We start from the raw sequence: 22,734 nt of genomic DNA, 5'->3' as shown, positions 1-22,734 counted from the left end.
CGTCAGTGTTTGTTCAGTTAAGTTCGGCGTACGCGCTCATTGCGAGAGCACCGTCCTCGTGGCGAATCCAAAGTTCAACAGACCTCCCGTCCCCGTTTCGCTTCCCGCAAACGTAGAAGCGCTGGGGTACAAATGTTGGTCGAAGTCCCTTAAAGGCGAAGCCGCTGACGGTGGCGCCTGGTAAGTTCCTGCGCACCAGGTCAAGAAGAAGAACTGCGAGCAGTGGCCCGTGCACGATAAGGTGGCGATAATGCTCTACCCCGGTCACATACTGTCGGTCGTAGTGAATTCGATGTCCGTTGAAGGTGAGGGCGGAGAAGCGGAACAGCAGGACAGGGTCAGGCACGATTTCGCGTACCCACTCCTCATCCGTCGGCGCAACTACCGGCTCGGGAGAACGAGCGTTCGGCAAAGCGGCCTCCCTGTAGACAATGTCGTGCTCCTCCGTAATTGCCAGACCATTCTGGCCGAAGTACTGGTGCTCAACCGTTACGAAGGCCAACGAGCCGCTGCGCCCGGCTTTGGCGCTGACGTCCAGAATGCTGGACTTCTTTGAGACGGCGTCCCCCACACGAAGAGGCTGGTGGAATTTGAGCCTGCCACCTGCCCACATACGACGCGGAAGCGGTACTGGGGGTAGAAAGCCGCCGCGGGTTGCATGCCCATCGGAGCCCAGCTGAGACTGCTGGTGCAGCGGCAAGAAATAGAGCCAGTGCCAAAGGGGCGCCAGCGCGTCGCCGCGGGTCGGCGCGGGATCTTCGCGTTCGAGTGTTGCCGAGAGTGCTTTGATTGGAAATGCGGTGATCTCGTCCTGCGATTCGGTGCACTTGCCTATCCACTCCTTCAGCTTCACGATGTCCATGTACGTCTCTTCAGTGTGTTTCCTAGGGCCGCACTATGCACGGGGCCTGGCCAACATCCAATTCGAAAGTTCGGAACGCGCCTTTCGCTCACACAGAATGCAGGCAGCTCACGGCTAGCCGAACGGGGCGTTCGGAAGAATCAGATTTACGCCGCACGACACTGTGACGATGATTTGGGAACAGAACAGGACTTAGTAGCTTTAATGCGCATCCAGATTCGTTGCCGCTCCCGAGTTTCTCTCCGTAGACTCGTGCCGGCTTTCCCTCTGAGGATTTCGCCAGTTCACGGTGACCACCGCCTCACGATACGTGGCTTCGAGCGCACCGTGAGGGTCGGCCACTCAATCGAGGTCCCGGCCTTCGAATCCATTGACTTGCACCTCGCAGGCAACGCGTTCTCGGCAACAAGCTGTAGTTTGGAACTCGGTGGCAAGGCGCACGGCGAAGTCGGCTTCCTTATCACACAAGGAACATTGAGTGATTCACGCTGGGCGCCATATCTGCGGGACATGATTTCGGGGACCGTATTCCATGACCCGAGGCGAGATTGGACCGCCGATGTGGTCGCGAATGTCCTCAGTACGACCCCACAGCACATTCGAAGCGCCCTCTTCACTAAAGGAATGGCATTCACCCAAATATGCCGGACGCAGCGCTTGATGCGCGCGCTTTTCGAGTCGATGCAGTTCAAGCTTTCCGTCGCCGACCTTAAAGACCGCGTCGGCTGGGCGGGACCACACGACCTGGAGTCGTCCTTCTACGACTGGTTTGGCGTCTCACTGCAGACGGTCTCTCGGATGCGAGAGGACGGGCTGTAAGCGGAAAACAACGGATTACGGAGGAGCTGTGAAGAATTCTATTGGAAGAGATGTTCCTGAGTGGGCCGGTGGCAAACGCCTGGTTCCGTACGCTGGCATCAGTACGTGTCCCGACGTTCGCCACAGGGTTGGCACGAGTCTTCGTACGGTCTCGCGTGGCGTGCCAAAGGTCCTGACCTCACTTCGAGAGAGCCTCGATGCAGCGGGCCTGCGGGACGGGTCGAGCATTTCGTTTCATCATCATCTCCGTAACGGTGATGCTGTCGCGAATGCAATCCTCCTTGAGGCCGCAAGAATGGGACTCCGCGGACTGACGGTAGCCGCAAGTTCCGTATTCCCGGTCCATGAAGCATGGGTCGAGTTCATCGAGGCTGGCGTAATCGGCAAGATTTATACTGGCTACGCGGCGGGGCCGGTCGCCGACGTCCTTGCCAGAGGATCCCTGGCCAACCCGGTTGTCATGCACACCCACGGCGGCCGCGCCAGACTCATAGAGTCCGGCGCGCTCCACATCGATGCAGCATTTGTGGCAGCACCGACTGCCGACAATTACGGCAACCTGAATGGCGTCTGTGGACCGTCAGCCTGCGGAACGCTGGGCTACGCCGAGGTGGACGTGCGCTATGCATCCACGGTTGTTGCGGTCACCGACAACCTGGTTCCCTACCCTGCTTTCCCAATCGCAATCAGCCAGGATTTCGTCGATTATGTGGTTCCAGTCCCGTCCATCGGTGACAGGACGAAGATAGTCTTTGGAACCACCAAGCCGACCGACGAGCCGGTTGGCTTGGAAATTGCCTCTCAGGCGGCAAATGTCATAGAGGCTGCGGGTCTCCTCGACGAGAATTTTGGCTTTCAAACTGGCGCGGGAGGTATCTCGCTTGCAGTGGCATCGGCACTGAGGGATATCATGGCTCGCCGTGGTGTGAAAGGCAGCTTTGCGGCCGGCGGAATCACTGGCCTCCAGGTCGAAATGCTCGAACAGGGCCTCTTTCGTAGTCTCCTCGACGTCCAGTGCTTTGACCTGAGGGCTGTGGAATCTTTCCGCACGAACCCGCTTCACCAGGCGATGTCTGCGTCAATGTATGCTAACCCTTGGAACAAGGGGGCCGTCGTCAACCGTTTAAGCGCCATGATACTGGGTGCCGCGGAGGTCGATCTTGATTTCAATGTCAACGTAACGACCGCCAGCGACGGCCGAATCATTGGAGGGTCCGGCGGTCACAGCGACACAGCTGCCGGCGCGGAACTCGCCATCGTCACAACGCGCTTGAGAGCCGGAAACGTGCCAAAGATTGTGGAGCGGGTACGCACGGTCACCACACCTGGCGCCACTATCGATGTGGTTGTGACGGAAGCGGGTATTGCTGTCAACCCGCTTCGCCTTGAGGTCAAGGAACGATTGATTACCGCCGGTCTTCCCGTGGTCAGCATCCACGAGTTGCAGGCAAGAGCTTGCCAAGGCGTTAAGAACAATATTCAGTCCTGCACAGCCGAGGGCAAGGTGGTCGGAATCGTGGAATACCGTGACGGTACCATTCTGGATGTCATCCATTCCATTGAGGCCTGACGAATCAAGGCCGCGGCACTAGCGTGCTGCGGCCTTCATCCGCCTGGAAGGTCTACTGCAACTCAATCAGAAGCTGGCCAGCGCGAACCTGAGCGCCTGGTTGCACGAGAATCTCCTTTACTGTCCCACCGACTTCCGTTACTACGCTTGTCTCCATCTTCATCGCCTCAATAGCGGCCACGGTTTCACCCTTGGCGACAACTTGTCCAACCCTGACGCTCATAGTTATCACGGCACCTTGCATCGGCGAGCCAACAAGCATTGGATTGCCGGCGGTGGCCATTCTTGCCCCCGTAGCAGGCTGACCAGCCTCTCGCTTGCTGGCGCGAACCGGGCGCGGCTGACCGTTGACATCAAAGAACAGGCGCACGCCACCTTCCCCGTCCGGCTCCGCTTGGGCGTTCAACCCTACGAACAGCGTCTTGCCCCGCTCCAGGTTCACCGCGATTTCGTTGCCGGGTGTCAGCCCGTAGAAGAAGACGGGGGTGGGAAGGATTGAGACATCATCGTAGTGTTCGTGATGTACGCAGAAGTCCTTGAAGACCTTGGGGTACATGAGGTAAGACGCCAGGTCATTGTCGGAAATTGGCTTACCCACCTCACGCTCGGCCTGGCTGCGTGCTGCTTCCAAGTCCACAAGTGGGATGTGGGCGCCGGCACGACCAACGATTGGCTTGGTGCCCCGCAGGAGTTTTTGCTGGAGCGCTACTGGGAACCCATCGGCAGGGTACCCCATCTCTCCACGGAGCATTGAGACGACAGAATCCGGCACCGAGATTTCCTTTGTCGGCTCAAGGATATCCTCAGTAGACAGCTTGTTGGCAACCATGTGAAGCGCCATGTCACCTACGACTTTCGACGATGGTGTGACTTTAACGATATCCCCAAACATCACATTGACATCGGCATAAGCCTGTGCAACGTCTGACCATTGCGGCTCCAGGCCCAGCGACCGAGCCTGCTCTCGCAGATTCGTATACTGGCCGCCAGGCATCTCGTGACGGTAGACATCCGAGGTGCCTGCCCGCATTGCGGCCTCGAAGGGCTCGTAGTTCTTGCGGACGGATTCCCAGTATGTACAGAAGGACTGCAGGTCACGATAGCCGACAGCTGGCTTGCGCGCGCTATGTTCAAGGGCTGCGCAAATGGCACCCAAACTTGGCTGGGACGTCAATCCGCTCATGGAGTCCATCGCGCCATCGATTGCATCCACCCCCGCCTCGACGGCCGCAAGCACCGACGCCACGGATCCCCCGCTCGTATCGTGAGTATGGAAGTGAATGGGAATGCCCACTTCTTCCTTCAAGGCCTTCACCAAGGCAAATGCTGCCTGCGGCCTGCAAACGCCTGCCATATCCTTGACCCCCAGAATATGCGCGCCGGCCTTCTCCAACGACTTGGCCAGGTCAACGTAGTAGCGAATGTTGTACTTGTCGCGCGAACTGTCAAACAGATCGCCGGTATAACAAATCGTGCCTTCGCAAAGCGCTCCAGACTCGAGGACGGCATCCATGGCCACTCGCATGTTTTCGACCCAGTTGAAGGAGTCGAAAACCCGGAAAAGGTCAATCCCTTCGGCAGCCGCGCGTTTGACGACGTACTGCACCACGTTGTCTGCATAATTCGTGTACCCAACAGCGTTGGAGCCGCGCAGCAGCATCTGGAACAGGATATTGGGAACAGCGGCACGAAGCGCCTCAAGGCGTTGCCAAGGGTCTTCGCGCAGGAACCGCATCGCTACGTCGAACGTAGCGCCACCCCAGCATTCCATTGAAAAGAGCCCCGACAGCTGGCGTGCATAGTAAGGCGCGATAGTGGTCATGTCTTGCGTGCGCAGCCGCGTCGCCAGCAGAGACTGGTGGGCATCGCGCATGGTAGTGTCAGTAAGCAAGACGCTCGCGCTGTCCTTCATCCACCGGGCGAAGGCTTTGGGTCCAAGTCTGGACAGTACAGTCCGACTTCCCTCCGGAATCTCATCGCTAACTGCCTTCGAAGGAAGCGGGTGCGACAAGATGATGGACTTGGGAACGAGGCGCCCCTTGACATCGGGATTCCCATTGACATTGACGTCGGCGATGAAGTTCAAAAGCTTCGTCGCGCGGTCTCGGCGCTGGCGGAAACTGAACAGCTCCGGGGTATTGTCGATGAATCGCGTGGTGCAGCGTCCCGAGCGAAACTCTTCATGTTCGATCACGTTCCCCAGGAAAGCGAGGTTGGTAGCTACGCCACGGATCCGGAACTCACGCAGTGCCCGACTCATGCGCTCGTTGGCCTCATCGGCATCCCGGCCTTTGCACGTCACCTTGACGAGCAACGAATCGTAGTACGGGGTCACAACGGCACCGGTGTACGCCGTACCTGCATCCAAGCGAATGCCGAAGCCTGCAGCACTTCTATAGGCAGTCACCTTGCCGTGGTCAGGTGCGAATCCGTTCTCCGGGTCTTCGGTGGTCACTCGGCACTGAACAGCATGTCCGCGCAGCTTGATACCGTCCTGGTTTGGCACCCCCGACGAGACGTCACCAATGCTCGCACCTTCTGTGATGCGAATTTGGGCCTTCACAATGTCAACACCCGTCACTTCCTCGGTCACAGTATGCTCGACTTGTACCCGGGGATTTACCTCAATGAAGTAGAACTCCTCGGTGTCTGCGTCCATCAGGAATTCTACCGTGCCGGCGTGCGTATAGGACACCGCCTTTGCCAGCTTCAACGCCTCGCCGCACAGGGCATGTCGCTTGGCGTCATTCAGGTAGGGTGCTGGCGCCCGCTCCACCACCTTCTGATTTCGGCGTTGCACCGAACAATCGCGCTCGAACAAGTGAACGATGTTGCCGTGGGTATCCCCGAGAATCTGGACCTCTACATGTTTGGCTCTCACGATGAGCTTCTCGAGGTAGACCTCATCATTGCCGAACGCTGCCTTCGCTTCGCGACGGGCCGCCGCAATCGCGTCTGCCAACTCTCCTTCTTGCTGAACTGCTCGCATACCCCGCCCGCCACCACCCCAGCTAGCCTTCAGCATTAAGGGGTAGCCGACAGCTGCCGCCAGCTTACTGGCTTCCACGATATCATTCGGCAAAGCATTCGTCGCAGGAACCACCGGTACGCCCACGCGCTCTGCCAACGCCCTTGCGGCCACCTTGTTGCCGAGCTCCCGCATCACCTCTGGCTTCGGGCCAATGAACGCGATGCCTTCCTGAGCACAGCGCTCGGCAAACTCAGGATTCTCGGACAGGAATCCGTAGCCTGGATGGATAGCATCTACACCCGTTTCCTTTGCCACCCTCAGAATGTCGTCGATATCGAGGTACGCATCAACGGGCTTCTTTCCCTCGCCAACGAGGTAGCTCTCATCTGCCTTGAAGCGATGCTGTGCAAACCGGTCCTGGTAAGAGTAGATGGCTACGGTACGGATACCCAACTCACTGGCGGCGCGCATCACACGGATGGCGATTTCACTCCTGTTTGCGACTAGGAGACTGCGGATATTGATCATCGTGGGGGCCATTTTGTAGTTGAGATTGTTGGGGGTGGAAGTCTTCAGTCTGGCTGCTGACCGGCCTGCCTTAGCAGCTCCACCGCGCGCGCAATGACCGGTGCATCCACCATTTCTCCGTCGAGCTGGAAGGCGCCGGGGCTGGTCTTGGCTTGCTCAACGACCGCCTTTGCCCAAGCAAGCTGTGCTTCCGTGGCCCGATAGGCACTGTTCACCCCGGGGACCTGTGCTGGATGGATGCAGAGCTTTGCCCCGAATCCCAGCCGCCGACCGCGCTCAGTCGCCCGGTGAAGTTCGTTCACATCGGAAATGGATACCGTCACCCCGTCCACCGGCGAAGCAATCCCCGCAACCCGCGACGCCAAGACGAGCATCGAACGAAAGAAGAGCAGTTCCTGGTCGTCACCCTCGATGCCAAGCTCAGTCCGAAAATCTACGGTACCGAATACAAGACGCTCGACCCCGTGCGCAGCTGCAATTTCCCTCACATTGGCCATGCCCTTAGCAGTCTCGATAAGCGGAAGTACCATGGCGCCTGGAGAAAGATGCTTCACCACCAGTGCAATATCCGCTGCGCTTTCCGCTTTTGGCAGAATCACACCGCGGACACCGTCTTTTCGGCATATCCGGAGATCGTCCTCGAACCATTGCGTCTGCGTCGCGTTGATTCGCACCATCCCAGAACCGCCGCCTGCCAGGTAGTCCGTCAGGAGATGCCTGGCCCGGTCCTTGTCTTCAGCCGAAACGGCATCCTCAAGGTCAAGAATGACGACATCAGCGCCGCAGGCCTGGGCTTTTGCAAAGCGCTCGGGACGATTGGCGGGCACAAAGAGATAGGAACGAGCAGCGTTATTGGTTGCCATTTGTCAGATTCAAGTGAGCAAGCGCGCATGCCTCCTCCCGCCCACGAGCGCGGCGTGAAGAGGTTGTGCGAATAGAGAGGGCCGCGTCAGTTACCGGTGGAGCGTGACGTCAGATCGCGCCTTCACCGCTCAAGCGGGAGACGTCATCGGCGGTGTAGCCGAGCTCACGAAGAATGCTCGCGCTGTGCTGGCCAAGCGCGGGGATTGCATCCATCCGCGGCTCGAATGATTGTGGCATCCCGGGAGGGAGCAATGCGGGAATGACCCCCACCGGCGATTGGACCGAAGTCCAGCGCTCCCGCGCCTTGAGTTGCGGATGATTCCAGACATCCCCCATATCGTTCATTCGCGCGTTGGCAATCTGTGCGCGCTCCAGGCGCTCCACTACCGCATCAATAGTTAGGGAGGAAAATGCACTGGTGATGATTCCCGCAAGCTCCACGCGGCCCTTGCTACGCAGTGAGTTCGAGGCGAACCGCTCGTCAGTCGCAAGTTCGGGCTGCTCAAGGACAACCCGGCAGAAGGCATCCCATTCGCGCTCATTTTGAAGCCCGAGAATGATGGTCTTTCCGTCACCAGCCGTGAACGGCCCGTAAGGAAAGATCGTTGCATGCGATGCGCCTGCTCTCGGCGGTGGCGTGGCACCGTCAAAAGCGTAATAGAGCGGATAACTCATCCATTCAACCATGCTCTCCAGCATCGATACGTCAATATGCGCACCCTTAGCGGTCTTGCCGCGCCGCAACAGCGCAGCGAGGATGTTGGTGTACGCGTACATGCCAGCCGCGATGTCAGCGATGGAGCAACCCGCTTTCGCGGGGCTTTCCGGCGTGCCGGTGATAGATACAAATCCTGACTCGGCCTGGATGAGCAGGTCATAGGCCTTCTTGTCTCGGTAGGGGCCATCATTGCCATAGCCGGAAATATCGCAGACGATGATGCCCGGGTAGCGCTGCGAAAGTGCCTCGTATGAGAGGCCGAGGCGGTCGGCAGCACCCGGGGCCAGGTTCTGAACCAGCACATCCGCCTTGTCGAGGATTTTCTGGAGAATGGCCGGCGCTTCACGGTGCTTGAGGTCTAGAGCAAGACTCTCCTTGGAGCGGTTCGTCCAAGCGAAATGCGACGACATGCCGTCCACGCGCTCGTCATAGCCCCGGGCGAAATCGCCAACCTTGGGCCGCTCCACCTTGATGACCCGGGCACCTAAGTCGGCCAACTGGCGGGTGCAGAAAGGCGCAGCGATTGCGTGTTCTAGAGAGACAACGGTGATGCCATCAAGGGGACGCATAGCAGCCTTAGTGAGAAAGTACATCGCCCGCCATACCGTCGCAGCAGGAACAGGCAAAAGAATTTGGTACGCGACAGCCGCTCGATAAACTGGAAGTTGCCACGCGAAGCCGGCGCATCTTGCTTCACCGACAGGCAACAGGCATCTACTCCTCTCCGAAAGGGGCGGCATCTCCGCGCTTGGCGATAGTCTCGCAGCGAGGAGACATACGGTAAATCTCGATTTCTCGAACCACTCGTTCGCCTCCACCGAAAGCAGCGCTTGGGTTAACTGCCAGTTCATCCTCCTGCTGAGGATTCCTCAGACAGAGTTTGCGACATAAGTGATGTCTTGATACAGTGACGCCGAAGGAGTATTCATGCACTTTGATTTCGCCGACCTCCGGCTGTTTGCGCGCATCGCCGAGGAGGAAAACCTCTCTCGCGGGGCCAAAAAGGCATTCTTGTCCCCAGCTGCGGCTAGTGCGCGACTGAAGGCGCTGGAAGAGCAGTTAGGAACCCGCCTCTTCTATCGTGAGAGCAAGGGCCTAGCCCTGACTCCCGCAGGTGAGCGGCTGCTTCGGCATGCGCGGGTCATCGAGCGCCAGTTCGAGCATGTGCGCAGCGACTTTGAGGAATTCTCCAAGGATTCAGTTGGTCATATACGCATCTTTGCGAATACGACTGCGGTGACGGAATTCATGCCCGAGGTACTTGCCAGCTTTATGGCGGCTCGGCCGGCAGTCACCGTGGACCTCCAAGAGCGCCTGACACGAGACATCATTCGAGGAGTGCTGGACGGTAGCGCCGATTTGGGAATCATCTCTGGACCGCTAAACTCGGAGGGCCTCGAGGTCGTCCATTTCAGCACGGACAAGTTGGTGTTGGTGACTCCTGCCGGGCATCCCCTACGTGAAAGGCCACACCTTTCCTTTGTTGACACACTTGAGTATGAGCATGTAAGTCTGCATGAGGGAAGCACACTTCATGCGTTCCTTACCGACCTCCTCCGAGACGAGCGACGCAAGCTACAAATTCGAATTCAAATTCGTAGCTTTGAGGCGATGTGTCGGATGATAGAAGCCGGCGTTGGCATTGGTATCGTTCCGCTATCTGCGGCACTACGCCATCGTCAGACGATGAAGCTGGAGATACTGGAACTCGACGACCCGTGGGTCATACGCGAGCGCACTGTGCTTGCTCGAGATTTGGAGGGGCTTCCTGGATGTGCGAAGGCGCTCATTGGCGAGCTCATCAAAGTCGCGGAGGCGGCGGGGGGTAGCCCAAGTGGAACCGTGGCCTGACGGGCGAGTGGGTCTCGCCTAGCTGCAGCATTCCTGGGCGGCTCGCTCCATCCCGCAGGTGCCCAAACACCGACTATCCACCACGAGATGCCGGGTACATCCTCGCTCCTCGGAAAGCAAATCGAAACGAGACACTCACCCACCAATCTGGATGATTGCCTCGATTTCAACCGTCATCCCATGGGGAAGCGAACTCACGCCAACCGCCGAGCGGGCATGCAAGCCCCTCTGCCCAAAGACACTCACCAGAAGGTCCGAGCACCCATCAATGACGCGGGAGTGATTCTTGAAGTCCGGAGTGGCATGGACCATGCCCAGCAGCTTGACTATCGCCTCAACACGACTCAGGTCCCCAACAGCTTGCTTGATGCTTGCAAGCATATTCAAGCCCGTAAGTCGCGCATCCTCGTATGCCCCCAACGCCTGGTCCGGAGAATCAAGTCGTCCTAGCCGATAGGTGTTGTTCGGCAGGCGAGGTCCGTGACCGGAGAGGTAGAGCATGTTCCCGGCCAAACGATAAGGGACGTACGTGCCATTGGGGGGAAGGGCCACCGGGAGTTCCAGCCCCAACTCCGAGAGCTTTTCTTCAGGATGCATGAATGGCGTTCCCCACTACCCAGCGATAGCCCGCGCGTACACGCTGGCATCGACATTTCCGCCGGAGCAGATAACGACGACGTTCTTCCCAGTCAGATCCGCCTTTCTCTCCAACAGGGCTGCCAGGCCAGCCGCACCGCCAGGCTCGACCACGAGCTTCAGCAGACGGAATGCCGTGGCTACCGCGCGCAGTGCCTCTTCGTCGTTCACGCTCAGCGCCTTCACTTCGTGACGCAAGAGGACGTTGAGCGGCTTGGTGCCTGCAACGGGCCCAGCAATAGCATCCATGACAGTCTTGGGAACGGAACTGCTCTTCTCTGGAACCCCACTCACCAATGACTGTGCCATCTTCTCAAATCCAGTCGGCTCCACAATGTACGCCTGGACATTCGGCCACATTGCCTTCATCGCCGTGATTACCCCAGACGAGAGACCACCGCCGCTGCAGTTGACCAGCACGGCGTCCGGCACAACCCCGCGCGCCTCCAACTGCTCGCAAATCTCCAATCCGGCCGTACCTTGGCCCGCCATGACGTCATAGTCATCGAACGGCGAAATAAAGGTCAGTCCTCGCTCCGCCATGATCTGGCGTGTTACGACTTCGCGGTCCTCCGTCTGCGGGTCATATAGAACAATCTCAGCTCCCCACCAGCGGCAGCACTCAATCTTGATATCAGCCGCGGTCGTCGGCAGCACAATGACCGCTGGGCAGCCAATAAACTTGGCGCCCGCGGCAACGCCCTGACCGTGGTTGCCAGCAGAAAATGTGATTACACCTCTGCTAAGTTCCTCCGCATCCAGGGAGAGCATCTTGTTCAACGCCCCCCTTAGCTTGAAGGAACCTGTACGCTGGAGCGGCTCGGCCTTCACGTATACGCTGCATTCGCACGCCTCATCCAGCATGGGCGAGTCGATGATAGGGGTCCGAATGATGTATCCAGACAAACGTTCTGCGGCAGCCCGTATGGCTGCGATATCAAATTGTTCCATGCTGCATGATCAGATAGTTCAGCGAGATAGGCATAAAGTGCCACGCCGAGAGGGTGGATTAATGGGTCCGTAGGTCGCTTAAAAATTTCTTGGCACGGTCGCTCTGCGGGTTGGAAAAAAACGCCTCTGGCTTGCCACTTTCGACCAGGCAACCGTTGTCCATAAACCAAACGCGATCAGCCACCTCGCGCGCAAAGTTCATTTCGTGCGTGACACACATCATCGTCATCCCATCGCGAGCAAGGCTCTTCATCACCTGCAACACTTCGCCCACCATTTCAGGGTCCAGTGCGCTAGTGGGTTCATCAAACAGCATGGCAGGCGGGTCCATGGCAAGCGCGCGCGCAATGGCAACACGCTGCTGCTGCCCCCCGGAAAGCTGCCCGGGATAAGCGTCCGCCTTACTCGCCAAGCCGACGCGATCCAGCAATTGCGCCGCGCGTTGCCTGGCATCCGATTTCTTTTTTTTCAGAACAGAGATCGGGGCAAGCATGATGTTCTCCGCCACGGACAAGTGGGGAAACAGATTGAAGCTCTGAAAGACAAAGCCAACGTGGCTGCGGAACTTGTTGATGTCAAGCGCGGGCGAATTGACATCTTGGCCACCGAACTCAATCGTCCCCTTCTGTATGTCCTCCAGGCGGTTTACCGTTCGAATCAGCGTCGACTTCCCCGAACCGGACGGGCCGCACACGACAATCACCTCCCCCCTCGCAACCTCGGAAGTCACGTCATTGAGGGCGTGATAGCTTCCGTACCACTTGTTCACCCGTTTGAAATTAATCATGGGTATCTGAGATGCTGCACTGCTTTTCATTGAAAATACCTCCAATGGCCACTCGATTAGTCAACGGCGACCGCCGGTGACACCACTGATAAGCCTGCAGAATCTCGACGGACGCCCGCACGCATGTTGGTGATGCGGCGCTCCACATAGCGAGCCAGAGATGTAAGAGCGAAGCCGAGAATGAAATAGACCGCGGCAAGGATGAGGAACACCTCGAACGGCTTGGTGAGAAGTATGCTGTTCACCTGGTTGGCAGCAAAAGTCAGCTCGTTGACGCTGATGACATAGGCAAGTGACGTGTCCTTGATAATGGATACAAACTGGCTGATCATCGAAGGAATCATGTTGTACAGTGCCTGGGGAAGGACCACCTTTGCCATTGTCTGCATATAGGACAGGCCGACCGCACGCGCAGCCTCTGTCTGTCCCTTTGGCAAACCTTCCATGCCAGCGCGAATAATTTCGGATATATAAGCGCCCTCATAGATGACGAGCGTCACCAGCATCGTCGTGAATCCGCTCACTGTCCGTCCAATCAAGATGGGTACAAAAAAGTACACCCAGAAGATGAACATTAGCAGTGGAACGCCACGGACGAGATATACAAGACTGACTGCAGGTTTGTTCAACCAACTTATGGGCGACACACGGGCGAGCGCAACGAGAATCCCCAACGGAAACGCCAGCAGAAGACCAAAGAGAGAAAGGATCAGGGTAATAGCCAGCCCCCCGAGGGGACCGTTCGGATATTGCCCCACTAGCAGAATCTCGCCGTTTTCGCGAAGAATTGAAATGATGGAGTCCACGGCTTACCTCGTCCTCAGTCGATAGTGGCGCTCAAGGGAAGACCCGCCAGCCATGATTAGCAGTGAGACACCGAGATAAGCAAGCGTTGTGAACAGATAGACCTCGACAGTGCGGAATGTCGCGCTCTCGATCTCTCTTGTCACATACGTCAGCTCCATCACCCCAATCGTCATCGCCAGACTCGTGTTCTTGACGAGCAGCACGGTGTGGCTGATCATCGGGGGCAACGCGATTCGGGCGGCCTGTGGAAGGATCACCTTGCGGCACGCCTGGAGATATGTCATACCTAAAGCGCGGGACGCTTCTAGCTGGGCTTTGGGGATCGAGCGGATCCCGCCACGAAGATCCTCCGACATGTATGCGGCCATGCAAAAACCGATGGCGATGAAGGCGAAGACGAACTCGCTATGATTCTTGTTGAACCACATCTGGACCGACTCTGGAAGCAGTGTCGGAAGACCAAAGTACCAGAGGAACACCTGCACCAAGATTGGCACACTTTGGTGATACTCGACGTAGGCGGCTACCGCCGCTTGACCCCAACGATTGTTGCTCAACCGGACGACCGCCAGAACAGTTCCGAGCACCATCGCGAGCAACCAGGAGAGCGCGGCTAGCTCTAGCCACGTCATGACGCCGCTTGCTATCAGGCGTGGATACTCGCCCTGCAAGAGTATTGAGAAATCCAACTTCATAGGTAATGCGCCAAATGGGTGTTCTTGAGGGGCCGGCTTATGCCGGCCTACATGTCGTTAGCCCTTGATTAGCTCAACTTTGAAGTCGCGGCGCATCTTGTACGGCGTGCCGCTGCCCAGCCACTTGTCGAAGATGCGGGACGCTTCGCCTGACTTTTCCATCGATTGCAGCACGCCATTCACGTGCCCCGCGAAGCCTGATTCCCCTTTGCGCATCCCAAGCCCCCAGTATTCGTGCATGACCGGCGGCTCGAGGATATCAATGGGCGTCGTCGCATCTGCCTGCATCTTCAGCTTGACAAGCATCATCTCGCCGAGTGCCAAACCGTCCACTTTCCCCTGCTGAAGCGCCAGGAAAGCGGCAGGTGCGTCCTGGAAAGTGACGGTTGTCGCCGTCGGTACTGTCTTCTTGACGGCCATCTCCGACGTAGACCCCTTATTCGCACTCACGCGCTTTCCAGCGAGGTCAGCCGTAGTCTTCAGTCCTTCCGAGCGTTTCACGGCTACTTTGGTCAGGCTCACAAAGTACTGGTCGCTATAGGCAATCTGCTCGGCCCGTTCCGGCGTCCATCCAAGTGCGGCGGCAAGGATGTCCACTCGCCCCTGTTGCAGTTCCGGAATCCGCGCTGCGGTCGCAATCAGTTTGAGTTCCAGTTTCACACCCAGGCTCTTGGCGATCGCGCTACAGAAATCGACGTCGTATCCTTGGACCTCCCTGGTCTGGGCATTGGTGAAGCTGAACGGCTCAATGGTTCCCAATACGCCGCAAACCAGTACACCTCGCTGCTTGATGTCTGCCAGTTGGTCCGCGAAAGCACTGACTGTAGTCAGCGAGAGGCTCACGGCTGCCATGGCGATTACCGACAACTTACGCATGAAATTCATCCTTTCAGGTCTTGGGGATTGAAGGCCTCAGCAAGCACTGAGGCTCAGAACAGCGCCGCACTCGCAGGGAAGACGGGCGTGTGGAGGGTGCGCCTAGTTAACAGCTTCCCACGGGCATCCGGCACTTGAACGAAGAACGGTCGCGTTCTCCAAAGGCCTTCCGCCGACACATCCGACTCCTCAGGTCACGGTGGCGTATGTTTTTATCGTCTCGAGAGGAGGAACTGTTGGATGGATTTTGATCCCAGAATACAATTACAACAAACGAGTTTTATCGATGTGATTCGATGAACAGAAGCAATGTGTTTTAGTGGTTATCCCTATCAAGGTGCACTTTGGTTACTTTTAAACAACTTGAGGCTATATTTTGGGTCGTGCAATCCGGCGGATTCGCACAGGCCGCCATGAAATTGCACACAACCCAGTCGGCAGTCTCCAAAAGGGTGCAGGAACTGGAACAACTCTTCAACACGCAATTGTTTGATCGCGGCACGAGAACTGCCCGGCTGACAGAAAAAGGGGAGGAGATGTTCTTGTTGGCCAAGAAGCTCCTGACGGAACGCGATGCTGCGATGGAGCAATTTACCCAACCTGATATGATGCAGCGTCGGGTTCGCATCGGTATCACGGAGCTTTCTGCCATGACGTGGTTGCCTCGCCTCGTCAATCAGATTAACGAACACTACCCACGAGTTGTCATCGAGCCCGAAGTGGATATGAGCATCAATCTGCGGGACAAGCTCTTGACGGACGAGCTTGATCTGATGGTGGTTCCCGACGCCTACACAGATCCGCGTTTTGCATCAAAGGTAGTAGGAAAAGTGGAGAATGCGTGGATGTGCAAGCCCGGCCTGCTTGACACTCAACGACCAATCCAGATACACGAGCTTGCTGCACGACGCATACTGGTGGACAAGTCTGGCACAGGGCTTATTTACGATAACTGGTTCAAGTCGATCGGGTTTCGTCCTGCCAACGTCATCGTTAGCAATAGCATCGTGGCATTGATAGCCCTTACAGTATCTGGATTTGGTGTGAGCTACTTCCCGAAAGCTTGCCTTGGCCAGATGCAAAGCGCTGGACTTCTCGATGTGCTTGAAGTCAATCCGCCGCTGCCGGATGCCACTTATGTGGCGATGTACAAGTCGGACCAACGAAGCACGCTGATCGCAGCTATCGTCATGCTCGCGCAGGAGTGCTGCGATTTCTCAACAATTTTCCAGACTGAGTGATGAATGTCAATCAGCCGTTACTCCAGCTAAGCTGGCCGTAGGCCGGTTATGGCGAATGGTCCAGATATGCGCCCACCAACCGCTCCAGGAGAGCCAATTTTCCAGTAAAGAAGTGGTTGGCGTTCGGTACGACAACGATAGGCAAGCATTGTGGACGCGCCCAGTCGAACACGGCTTTGAGCTCTACGCGCAGGTCCTTCTCTCCGTGAATCGCCAGCGTGGTGGATGGCACGGGAGGCGTCTCGTAGGTGCGCTGGCCTTCGATAGTTCCCCATGGCGTGCCAGCGAGTACGATGTGTGTGCAATTGACCGCTTGTTCGTGTAGCACCATCGCTGCTCGTGCAATCACGTATGCCCCAAAGGAGAATCCCGCCAAAACAAGAGGTAAGGCCGGATAGGTTCGTCGCAAGTGTTCAATGAGCAATAGCACATCGAGAGTCTCTCCGTTGCCGGAGTCATGCACGCCTTCCGAATTGCCCACGCCCCGAAAATTGGGGCGCACCGCAACGTACTCACGGGATGCCAGTATCTTTGCAAACAGATTTGGAACCTTGTGCTCTGCGGTGCCTCCCTGCAGCGGATGAGGGTGTGTGATGACCGCGATGCCGCGAATCGGTCCCACTGGCACATTCACCAACAGCTCTATGTCACCAACGTTTCCACGTATCACAACCCTCTCGGTTGCAGAAGAAGTCATCCTGCCCCTCTCATTACGGCCAATTCTGCCAGACCCTGTTCGTACCGGCGGGCGTCTCTTGCGTTCCGGGTTCGCGCTCTTAGCGGGCTAGATAGCCTTCCCCAAGTGGAGGAGACAGTCTCCTAGTTCGCACATCGCCATGGCTCGTTCGCAGACTACGACACCGCTTGCCGAGAAATACACAGCGTCAGGAACTCGGAGCGGGCTCTCAGGAAAATAGACATAGCCCGCGAGGTCACCCTCCTTCACACTATCGCCAAGCATAACGCTAGCTTCAAACAGGCCATTTGCCGGCGCATAGACAAAACAATCCTTGTCAACAGAAAGAAACTTGACCTCGGGCGGTAGAGCGAGCCCCTCGGAGCTAGTCACGCCAAGTCGAGCCAATACACGCCGTACTCCTGACTCGCACATCTCGCGGTAGGCAGGGTGAACCCACGCGCGTCCGCCCAGTTCAGTGCCCAGACGAGGTATTCCGTTGCGCGCCGCCGCTTCGGAAGAGCTGCCACTGCCTGGTGCACTTGAGAACATTAATCCGTATGGCGCTCCGAATGTGGACATCAAGGCTCGACGCTCCTCATCAGACGCAGATCCCGTTGACGAAACGGATGTCGTCGCGGGCAAATAGTTGAGCGATGAACCGCCGCTATGGAGGTCGAAGACGAAGTCCGCGCGGCTCATCAGTTCGCTCTCGATGAAATGGGCAATCATCTCGGAGGGTGAGCCGCCGGGATTTCCGGGATAGAGACGATTCAGGTTTCCCTCGTCTATGGGCGATACGCGATGCCCTACTTTTGCCGCTGGGTAGTTCGCCATCGGCAAGATGATGAGATGGCCTTGGATGTCTTCCGTCTGCAGTTGCCGAGCCAACTGCGTCAGTGTCACCTGCCCTTCGTATTCGTCACCATGGGTTCCGGACAACAGCAGCACTGTCTTACCCGTTCCGTTCCTTATGCTCACTACCGGGATGGGAAGCCAGCCGTACGCCGAGCGATTCACTGAATAAGGAAGCCTTGCATAGCCGGCGTGCTTGCCCGGCTTAGCCAGATCGAAGTCCAGTAAAATTCTGCTCTTTGTCATCTCGTCCTTTGTCAACGCTGCACCTGTTCGCCCTGGTGCAGCTGAAGGCAGATAGCCAACCGCCGAAAATGCAGCCGTGGCGCAAGCATTTTCACCGGCCGTGAATCACCGGATAGTGAACGGATTCCCCGAACCGGCACCAGTGTTGATCCATACGCTCTTTGTCTGAAGGTACGCGCGGATGGCATCAATTCCGTTTTCCCGACCCAGGCCTGAGTCCTTGTAGCCGCCAAAGGGGGACATGAAGCTGACCGCTCGATAGGTGTTCACCCACACGGTGCCGGCCTGAATCCGTTCCGACATCCGGAATGCCCTACCGATATCTGCTGTCCACACCCCGGCGCCAAGCCCGTAGCAACTGTCGTTGGCTATCTTGATAGCGTCGTTCTCGTCCTTGAACTTCAGAATTGAGAGCACCGGACCAAACACCTCCTCCCGAGCGATGCGCATCTGCGGCGTCACATTGGAGAAGATCGTTGGCTCAACAAACCAGCCATCTCCGCACGAGGCAGGCTGGCCGCCCAGAATAAGGCTGGCGCCTTCATCGTTCGCAATCTTGATGTACGAGAGAACCTTTTCGTACTGTGCCGGCGTTGTGATGGGGCCAACTTGCGTCGACGCGTTCATTGGGTTGCCGAGCTTTGCCGTCTTCGCCAACGTTACGAGCTTCCCGACGAACTCATCGTGGATATCTTCCTGCAGGAGCAGACGCGACCCTGCAATGCAGGTTTGTCCGCTGGCCGCGAAGATCCCCGAAACAGCGCCGTTGACCGCATCCTCCATGTTGGCATCCTTGAACACGATGTTAGGTGATTTGCCGCCCAACTCCAGACTCACGTGCTTGAACTGTGCCGCGCATTGCTGATTGATAGCACGGCCGGTGGCGTCGGAACCCGTGAACGTTACCTTCTTGACAAGTGGATGCTTGACTAGCGGGGACCCAACCTCGGCTCCGAAGCCCGTCACAACGTTGAATACCCCTGCCGGGAAACCAGCCTCCTCGAAAAGCAGAGCAAGCTCCAAGGCGGAGACCGAAGTGAATTCGGACGGCTTTACGACTACCGTGCACCCAGAGGCCAGCGCTGGCGCAATTTTCCACGCCAACAGCATCAGCGGGGAATTCCAGGGGGTAATGGCGGCCACGACGCCCACAGGCTCATTCCGGGTGTAGTTGAAGTAGCCCTTCTTGTCGAGCGGAATGACTGTTCCCTCGATTTTATCGGCAAGGCCACCGAAATAGTAGAACCACTGCGGCAGATACTTGACCTGCGCGCTCATCTCAGCGAGCAACTTGCCGTTGTCCTGGACTTCGAACTCGGCCAGCCGCTCGGCATCTCTCGCGATCAGATCTCCTAGCTTCCGCAGCAAAGCGCCACGCTGGGTGGCAGTCATTTCCGCCCACGGGCCGGCACGGAACGCATGATCGGCTGCGTTGACCGCACGGTCGACGTCCACCTCCGTGCCGCGAGCGACTTGGGCCCAGGCTTTACCGGTGAAGGGATTCTGGGTTTCGAACCAACGACCATCGCTCGCATTCACGAAGGCCCCGTCGATGAACATTTGATACTGCTTCATGGCGCAATGCTGTCCGGAGGGGTTAGAAGACTAGAACGGCGCAAATCCCAAGTGCTGACGGAAGCGGTTCTTGACAAAGACCCCGTCGCGCGGGGGCAATGCCCGCTGATGCTCTTCCGCGGCGATGTACACCTGCGCCACGGTCATGCCATCAGCACTCTTGATTGCCTGAGTCAGCTTTTCGACTTCCGCAATATCGGAGATCTCAAGCGTCGAATGAACACCGCACGCGCTCGCGACCTTTGCGAGGTTGGTGCCGAGGCTGGTGTGGCTTTGCTGCATGCCGGTCTCACCGAAGTGGCCGTTGTCCAGAATCACTACTGCGAGGTTCTTCGGGTTTTGCGCTGCAGCGGTGGAAAGACTGCCGATTCCCATCAACTGCTCGCCGTCGCCGGTAATGGCAATGACCTGCTTTTCAGGCTGCGCCAGGGCCAGGCCAAGAGCTACCGAGGTAGACCCTCCCATTGCGCCCCAGAGATAAAAATTGCTGGGACGGTCGCCGGCGGCAAAGACGTCGTAGGAAGGCGAGCCGAGACCAGTCACGACAAGCGCGTCGGGAAACTGCTTCAGCAGCGCGGCAACGAAATCGCGGCGATTGATCGCCGACTTGGAGGTCGAGGTAGTCATGTTCAGCGCACCCACTTTTTGCGGCCGATGAGGCTTTGAGAGAGAAGAATCGCAACGCGTTGCCCAGCATCGAAGGCGGAGACGAGTCCCGCATCAACGAGCTCGGCAGCGTCTTCCGGGGAGTCCACGCGGTACACCGTAATGCCCATCAGTTCGAGCGCCTTGGCGGTGGCCAGGCCCATTGGAGCCTGCCAGGGATTGAACTCGGCGTACTCGCCGCGCATGGTCACGATGGTGAAGAACGGGAAGCGGCAACTGTCCAGCAGCGAGAACATGTTTACGCAGTTGCCAACACCACTGCTCTGCATGAGCAAGACCGCGCGCTCGCCGCCCAGCCACGCGCCGCTCACAACGCCGACACCTTCTTCTTCGGTGGTGAGAACCACGTCGCGAATTTCCGGGTCTGCCTTGGCACGCTTGATGACATGGGAATGGCCGGCGTCGGGTACGTACGCGACTTGACGAACCCCGTTTTGTTTGAGGACTTGGAAAATATCTTCTTGCCAGGCAAGAGGCTCAGAATTTGGATGGGTCATGGAAGGTAGTCTCGGTGGGGATGACATCTGCTATCATAGAATTGACTGAATAAGATTATGAAATACAAAAAAGTGATTCCACCCATCAGTAATTTGGATAGCTAAAAAGAGATGCAATAGACCTATGGATATCAAGCAACTGCGGGCACTGTTGGCCATCGCCGAGACCGGGAGCGCTACCAAGGCCGCCGAACTCCTTCGCATCGTCCAACCTGCCGTTTCCCGGCATGTGAGGCTGCTTGAGGAGGAACTCGGCGCAGAGCTTTTTGAGCGCGAGCGGCACGGCATGGTCCTGACCGACGCAGGACGAACACTGGTTGAGTACGGCAGACGCGCGTTGCGCGAACTGGACCGAGCGAAAGCTGAGATTCAGCCGGCGAAAGGAGTGATTTCTGGCACCGCCGTCATTGGTTTGCTGCCAAGTACGTGCGAATTACTGGCAGCGGAACTTGTGGCCACGGTAAAGGGCAAGCATCCCCAATTGGTCGTCCGACTCAACGTGGGCTACGCGGGCAACCTCCTACAGTGGCTTGAAGCGGGCGACGTTGAAGTGGCAATGCTGTACGACATCAAGGCTTCGGCCGGCCTGCATGTTGAAGCTCTGCTCGACGAACAGCTCTATCTTGTCGGCCCTCCTGGCACGATTGCGCGCGGCAATGACCACACCATCGAGAGTCTTCGAGACCTTCCACTTGTACTTCCAAACTCGCCTCACGGCCTTCGCACAGTGGTCGAGCATGCGTGCGCTGTCGCAGGAATCAAGCCAACTGTCGCGGTCGAGACCAATTCCTTAAATGTCCAAAAATCTCTGGTTGCAAAGGGCTTTGGATACACAGTTCTACCCAGCTCGGCGGTATCCGAAGAGTTGGAAAAAGGCATATTGGCGGCTGCATCGATTACCGCTCCCAGCCTCTCTAGGCGAATCGTGCTGGCGCATCCGGCTACTCGCCGAATGTCCCCGGCCGCGAGCTTTGTTTCGGCGGAACTAGTGACCCTGGCAAAACGGCTGGTGCTTGACGGGACTTGGCCAGGCGCCGAGTGGGTTGGCTCGTAGCATCATCCATTGACGAAGGTTAGTCCGGCTGGATGTTGCCGGCCTTGATGACCTCCGCCCATCGTCGCGTCTCGGTCTGAACGTATTTCCCTGCTTTATCGGGTGTGGAATCCAAGATGGGCTCAACCCCAATCTTGGCGAGCCGCTCGCGGACTTCCGGGTCCTGGACCGTCTGCAGCAGGACGGCGCTTAACTTGTCGATGACAGGGGCTGGCGTGCCTCGAGGCACCATCACCATGTTCCAGATGGATGTCTCGTAGTTAGGGAAACCAGCTTCCTTCATGGTCGGCACATTCGGCAGCACACTGGACCGTGTGCCCGTCGTCACAGCAAGCGGCTTCAGTCGACCGGCCTTAATAATCGGTGCGGCAGTGGTGACCGCATCGGTGATGAACTGGAGGTCGCCGGAAATCACGGACTGAACTGCCTGGCTAGCGCCTCGAAATGGCGCGTGAACGATGTCGAGATGCTCCTGGTACTTGAGTAACTCCACAGCCATGTGCAATGCGCTGCCCTTTCCTGCTGAACCGTAGCTGTATTTCCCGGGGTTCTTCTTGATGTCGTCGACCAGTTCCCTGGCCGTGTTCGCCTTGACGGAGGGATTCACGGCGAGAACCATCGGCACAGCTGCCACCACTGCAACTGGCACCACCGCGCTGGGGTCATACGGCAATGTCTTGTACAAGGAAGTGTTGATGGCATAGGAACTGGTGCCAAAAAGCAGCGTGTAGCCGTCTGCCTTGCTTTTGGCGACAGCGTCTGTGGCAATCGTGCCTCCCGCGCCTGCCTTGTTCTCCACGACGACAGATTGCCCTAGAATTGCGCCCACCTTGTTGCCCACGATACGGGCCACGAGGTCAGTGCTTCCACCAGCGGCGAAGCCCACAATCATGCGAATCGGATGGTCGGGGTATGTCGGCTGAGCATGTGCGCTAAAGGATACGAACGCACCTATCCCAACTTGAATGAACAAGCGTTTCATGTCTCTT

At 57.5% G+C, this 22,734-nt stretch carries 21 protein-coding genes; 5 read left to right on the top strand and 16 right to left on the bottom strand.

Annotation, left to right across the window (positions count from 1 at the left end; all coding sequences use genetic code 11):
- Window positions 1–13 precede the first annotated feature (13 nt).
- Window positions 14–862 carry an HTD2 family dehydratase gene (locus ACX12D_RS36945; RefSeq protein ID WP_459376779.1) on the bottom strand — a complete coding sequence of 283 codons (849 nt, stop codon included), beginning with the start codon at window positions 860–862 and terminating at the stop codon, window positions 14–16.
- A 327-nt stretch (window positions 863–1,189) separates the two neighbouring features.
- Between ACX12D_RS36945 and ACX12D_RS36940 the strand changes: the two genes are divergently transcribed.
- On the top strand, window positions 1,190–1,681 hold the full coding sequence (locus tag ACX12D_RS36940) for a helix-turn-helix transcriptional regulator (RefSeq protein ID WP_459376778.1): 492 nt from the start codon (window positions 1,190–1,192) through the stop codon (window positions 1,679–1,681).
- A 28-nt stretch (window positions 1,682–1,709) separates the two neighbouring features.
- The gene (gene citF, locus ACX12D_RS36935; RefSeq protein ID WP_459376777.1) at window positions 1,710–3,251 is read left to right on the top strand and encodes a citrate lyase subunit alpha; all 1,542 of its coding nucleotides are present in this window, start codon (window positions 1,710–1,712) and stop codon (window positions 3,249–3,251) included.
- Window positions 3,252–3,303: 52 nt separating this feature from the next.
- Here citF and ACX12D_RS36930 read toward each other — a convergent pair whose 3' ends face one another.
- The 3 genes from ACX12D_RS36930 to ACX12D_RS36920 all read right to left on the bottom strand — a co-directional run bounded on the left by ACX12D_RS36930 (window position 3,304) and on the right by ACX12D_RS36920 (window position 8,901).
- Window positions 3,304–6,750, bottom strand: coding sequence for a pyruvate carboxylase (locus ACX12D_RS36930; RefSeq protein ID WP_459376776.1), 3,447 nt, complete (start codon window positions 6,748–6,750; stop codon window positions 3,304–3,306).
- 44 nt (window positions 6,751–6,794) lie between these two features.
- Window positions 6,795–7,613: an HpcH/HpaI aldolase/citrate lyase family protein gene (locus tag ACX12D_RS36925; RefSeq protein WP_459376775.1), complete on the bottom strand. Its 819-nt coding sequence runs from the start codon at window positions 7,611–7,613 to the stop codon at window positions 6,795–6,797.
- A gap of 109 nt (window positions 7,614–7,722) precedes the next feature.
- On the bottom strand, window positions 7,723–8,901 hold the full coding sequence (locus tag ACX12D_RS36920) for a CaiB/BaiF CoA transferase family protein (protein ID WP_459377435.1): 1,179 nt from the start codon (window positions 8,899–8,901) through the stop codon (window positions 7,723–7,725).
- Window positions 8,902–9,259: 358 nt separating this feature from the next.
- On the opposite strand from ACX12D_RS36920, the gene ACX12D_RS36915 reads away from it, so the two are divergent.
- On the top strand, window positions 9,260–10,183 hold the full coding sequence (locus ACX12D_RS36915) for a LysR family transcriptional regulator (RefSeq protein ID WP_459376774.1): 924 nt from the start codon (window positions 9,260–9,262) through the stop codon (window positions 10,181–10,183).
- Window positions 10,184–10,318: 135 nt separating this feature from the next.
- On the opposite strand, the gene ACX12D_RS36910 is transcribed toward ACX12D_RS36915, so the two are convergent.
- Genes ACX12D_RS36910 through ACX12D_RS36885 form a run of 6 tightly spaced genes read right to left on the bottom strand, consistent with a single transcriptional unit; the run spans window position 10,319 to window position 14,935 of the window.
- Window positions 10,319–10,780, bottom strand: coding sequence for a RidA family protein (locus ACX12D_RS36910; RefSeq protein ID WP_459376773.1), 462 nt, complete (start codon window positions 10,778–10,780; stop codon window positions 10,319–10,321).
- A 15-nt stretch (window positions 10,781–10,795) separates the two neighbouring features.
- The gene (locus tag ACX12D_RS36905; RefSeq protein ID WP_459376772.1) at window positions 10,796–11,770 is read right to left on the bottom strand and encodes a threonine ammonia-lyase; all 975 of its coding nucleotides are present in this window, start codon (window positions 11,768–11,770) and stop codon (window positions 10,796–10,798) included.
- Window positions 11,771–11,828: 58 nt separating this feature from the next.
- Complete coding sequence (locus tag ACX12D_RS36900; protein ID WP_459377434.1) at window positions 11,829–12,557, bottom strand: amino acid ABC transporter ATP-binding protein; 729 nt, start codon at window positions 12,555–12,557, stop codon at window positions 11,829–11,831.
- Between the two features lie 56 nt (window positions 12,558–12,613).
- Window positions 12,614–13,354 carry an amino acid ABC transporter permease gene (locus ACX12D_RS36895; RefSeq protein WP_459377433.1) on the bottom strand — a complete coding sequence of 247 codons (741 nt, stop codon included), beginning with the start codon at window positions 13,352–13,354 and terminating at the stop codon, window positions 12,614–12,616.
- Window positions 13,355–13,366: 12 nt separating this feature from the next.
- Window positions 13,367–14,059 (bottom strand): amino acid ABC transporter permease, encoded by a 693-nt coding sequence (locus ACX12D_RS36890; protein ID WP_459376771.1) that lies wholly within the window; start codon window positions 14,057–14,059, stop codon window positions 13,367–13,369.
- A 57-nt stretch (window positions 14,060–14,116) separates the two neighbouring features.
- The gene (locus ACX12D_RS36885) at window positions 14,117–14,935 is read right to left on the bottom strand and encodes an ABC transporter substrate-binding protein (protein ID WP_459376770.1); all 819 of its coding nucleotides are present in this window, start codon (window positions 14,933–14,935) and stop codon (window positions 14,117–14,119) included.
- 344 nt (window positions 14,936–15,279) lie between these two features.
- On the opposite strand from ACX12D_RS36885, the gene ACX12D_RS36880 reads away from it, so the two are divergent.
- The gene (locus ACX12D_RS36880; protein ID WP_459376769.1) at window positions 15,280–16,176 is read left to right on the top strand and encodes a LysR family transcriptional regulator; all 897 of its coding nucleotides are present in this window, start codon (window positions 15,280–15,282) and stop codon (window positions 16,174–16,176) included.
- A 46-nt stretch (window positions 16,177–16,222) separates the two neighbouring features.
- On the opposite strand, the gene ACX12D_RS36875 is transcribed toward ACX12D_RS36880, so the two are convergent.
- From ACX12D_RS36875 to ACX12D_RS36855, 5 genes are all read right to left on the bottom strand, one after another.
- Window positions 16,223–16,873 (bottom strand): alpha/beta hydrolase, encoded by a 651-nt coding sequence (locus ACX12D_RS36875; RefSeq protein ID WP_459376768.1) that lies wholly within the window; start codon window positions 16,871–16,873, stop codon window positions 16,223–16,225.
- 87 nt (window positions 16,874–16,960) lie between these two features.
- On the bottom strand, window positions 16,961–17,968 hold the full coding sequence (locus tag ACX12D_RS36870; RefSeq protein ID WP_459376767.1) for a succinylglutamate desuccinylase/aspartoacylase family protein: 1,008 nt from the start codon (window positions 17,966–17,968) through the stop codon (window positions 16,961–16,963).
- Window positions 17,969–18,058: 90 nt separating this feature from the next.
- Window positions 18,059–19,528: an aldehyde dehydrogenase gene (locus ACX12D_RS36865; protein ID WP_459376766.1), complete on the bottom strand. Its 1,470-nt coding sequence runs from the start codon at window positions 19,526–19,528 to the stop codon at window positions 18,059–18,061.
- Window positions 19,529–19,558: 30 nt separating this feature from the next.
- Complete coding sequence (locus ACX12D_RS36860; RefSeq protein ID WP_459376765.1) at window positions 19,559–20,155, bottom strand: thiamine pyrophosphate-dependent enzyme; 597 nt, start codon at window positions 20,153–20,155, stop codon at window positions 19,559–19,561.
- Window positions 20,156–20,157: 2 nt separating this feature from the next.
- On the bottom strand, window positions 20,158–20,691 hold the full coding sequence (locus ACX12D_RS36855) for a phosphonopyruvate decarboxylase (RefSeq protein WP_459376764.1): 534 nt from the start codon (window positions 20,689–20,691) through the stop codon (window positions 20,158–20,160).
- Window positions 20,692–20,815: 124 nt separating this feature from the next.
- On the opposite strand from ACX12D_RS36855, the gene ACX12D_RS36850 reads away from it, so the two are divergent.
- Window positions 20,816–21,745 carry a LysR family transcriptional regulator gene (locus tag ACX12D_RS36850; RefSeq protein ID WP_459376763.1) on the top strand — a complete coding sequence of 310 codons (930 nt, stop codon included), beginning with the start codon at window positions 20,816–20,818 and terminating at the stop codon, window positions 21,743–21,745.
- 19 nt (window positions 21,746–21,764) lie between these two features.
- Here ACX12D_RS36850 and ACX12D_RS36845 read toward each other — a convergent pair whose 3' ends face one another.
- Window positions 21,765–22,727: a tripartite tricarboxylate transporter substrate binding protein gene (locus tag ACX12D_RS36845; RefSeq protein ID WP_459376762.1), complete on the bottom strand. Its 963-nt coding sequence runs from the start codon at window positions 22,725–22,727 to the stop codon at window positions 21,765–21,767.
- Window positions 22,728–22,734 lie beyond the last annotated feature (7 nt).

This window comes from Cupriavidus sp. PET2-C1 (genome assembly GCF_054515855.1).
Note: the sequence above shows the minus strand (reverse complement) of the source record. Positions and strands in the feature narration are given on the sequence as shown.

Coding starts and splice junctions, on each gene's coding strand:
- ACX12D_RS36945 (WP_459376779.1), bottom strand. CDS start 862: ATGGACATCGTGAAGCTGAAGGAGTGGATAGGCAAGTGCACCGAATCG.
- ACX12D_RS36930 (WP_459376776.1), bottom strand. CDS start 6,750: ATGATCAATATCCGCAGTCTCCTAGTCGCAAACAGGAGTGAAATCGCC.
- ACX12D_RS36925 (WP_459376775.1), bottom strand. CDS start 7,613: ATGGCAACCAATAACGCTGCTCGTTCCTATCTCTTTGTGCCCGCCAAT.
- ACX12D_RS36920 (WP_459377435.1), bottom strand. CDS start 8,901: ATGCGTCCCCTTGATGGCATCACCGTTGTCTCTCTAGAACACGCAATC.
- ACX12D_RS36915 (WP_459376774.1), top strand. CDS start 9,260: ATGCACTTTGATTTCGCCGACCTCCGGCTGTTTGCGCGCATCGCCGAG.
- ACX12D_RS36910 (WP_459376773.1), bottom strand. CDS start 10,780: ATGCATCCTGAAGAAAAGCTCTCGGAGTTGGGGCTGGAACTCCCGGTG.
- ACX12D_RS36905 (WP_459376772.1), bottom strand. CDS start 11,770: ATGGAACAATTTGATATCGCAGCCATACGGGCTGCCGCAGAACGTTTG.
- ACX12D_RS36900 (WP_459377434.1), bottom strand. CDS start 12,557: ATGATTAATTTCAAACGGGTGAACAAGTGGTACGGAAGCTATCACGCC.
- ACX12D_RS36890 (WP_459376771.1), bottom strand. CDS start 14,059: ATGAAGTTGGATTTCTCAATACTCTTGCAGGGCGAGTATCCACGCCTG.
- ACX12D_RS36885 (WP_459376770.1), bottom strand. CDS start 14,935: ATGCGTAAGTTGTCGGTAATCGCCATGGCAGCCGTGAGCCTCTCGCTG.
- ACX12D_RS36875 (WP_459376768.1), bottom strand. CDS start 16,873: ATGACTTCTTCTGCAACCGAGAGGGTTGTGATACGTGGAAACGTTGGT.
- ACX12D_RS36865 (WP_459376766.1), bottom strand. CDS start 19,528: ATGAAGCAGTATCAAATGTTCATCGACGGGGCCTTCGTGAATGCGAGC.
- ACX12D_RS36860 (WP_459376765.1), bottom strand. CDS start 20,155: ATGACTACCTCGACCTCCAAGTCGGCGATCAATCGCCGCGATTTCGTT.
- ACX12D_RS36855 (WP_459376764.1), bottom strand. CDS start 20,691: ATGACCCATCCAAATTCTGAGCCTCTTGCCTGGCAAGAAGATATTTTC.
- ACX12D_RS36850 (WP_459376763.1), top strand. CDS start 20,816: ATGGATATCAAGCAACTGCGGGCACTGTTGGCCATCGCCGAGACCGGG.
- ACX12D_RS36845 (WP_459376762.1), bottom strand. CDS start 22,727: ATGAAACGCTTGTTCATTCAAGTTGGGATAGGTGCGTTCGTATCCTTT.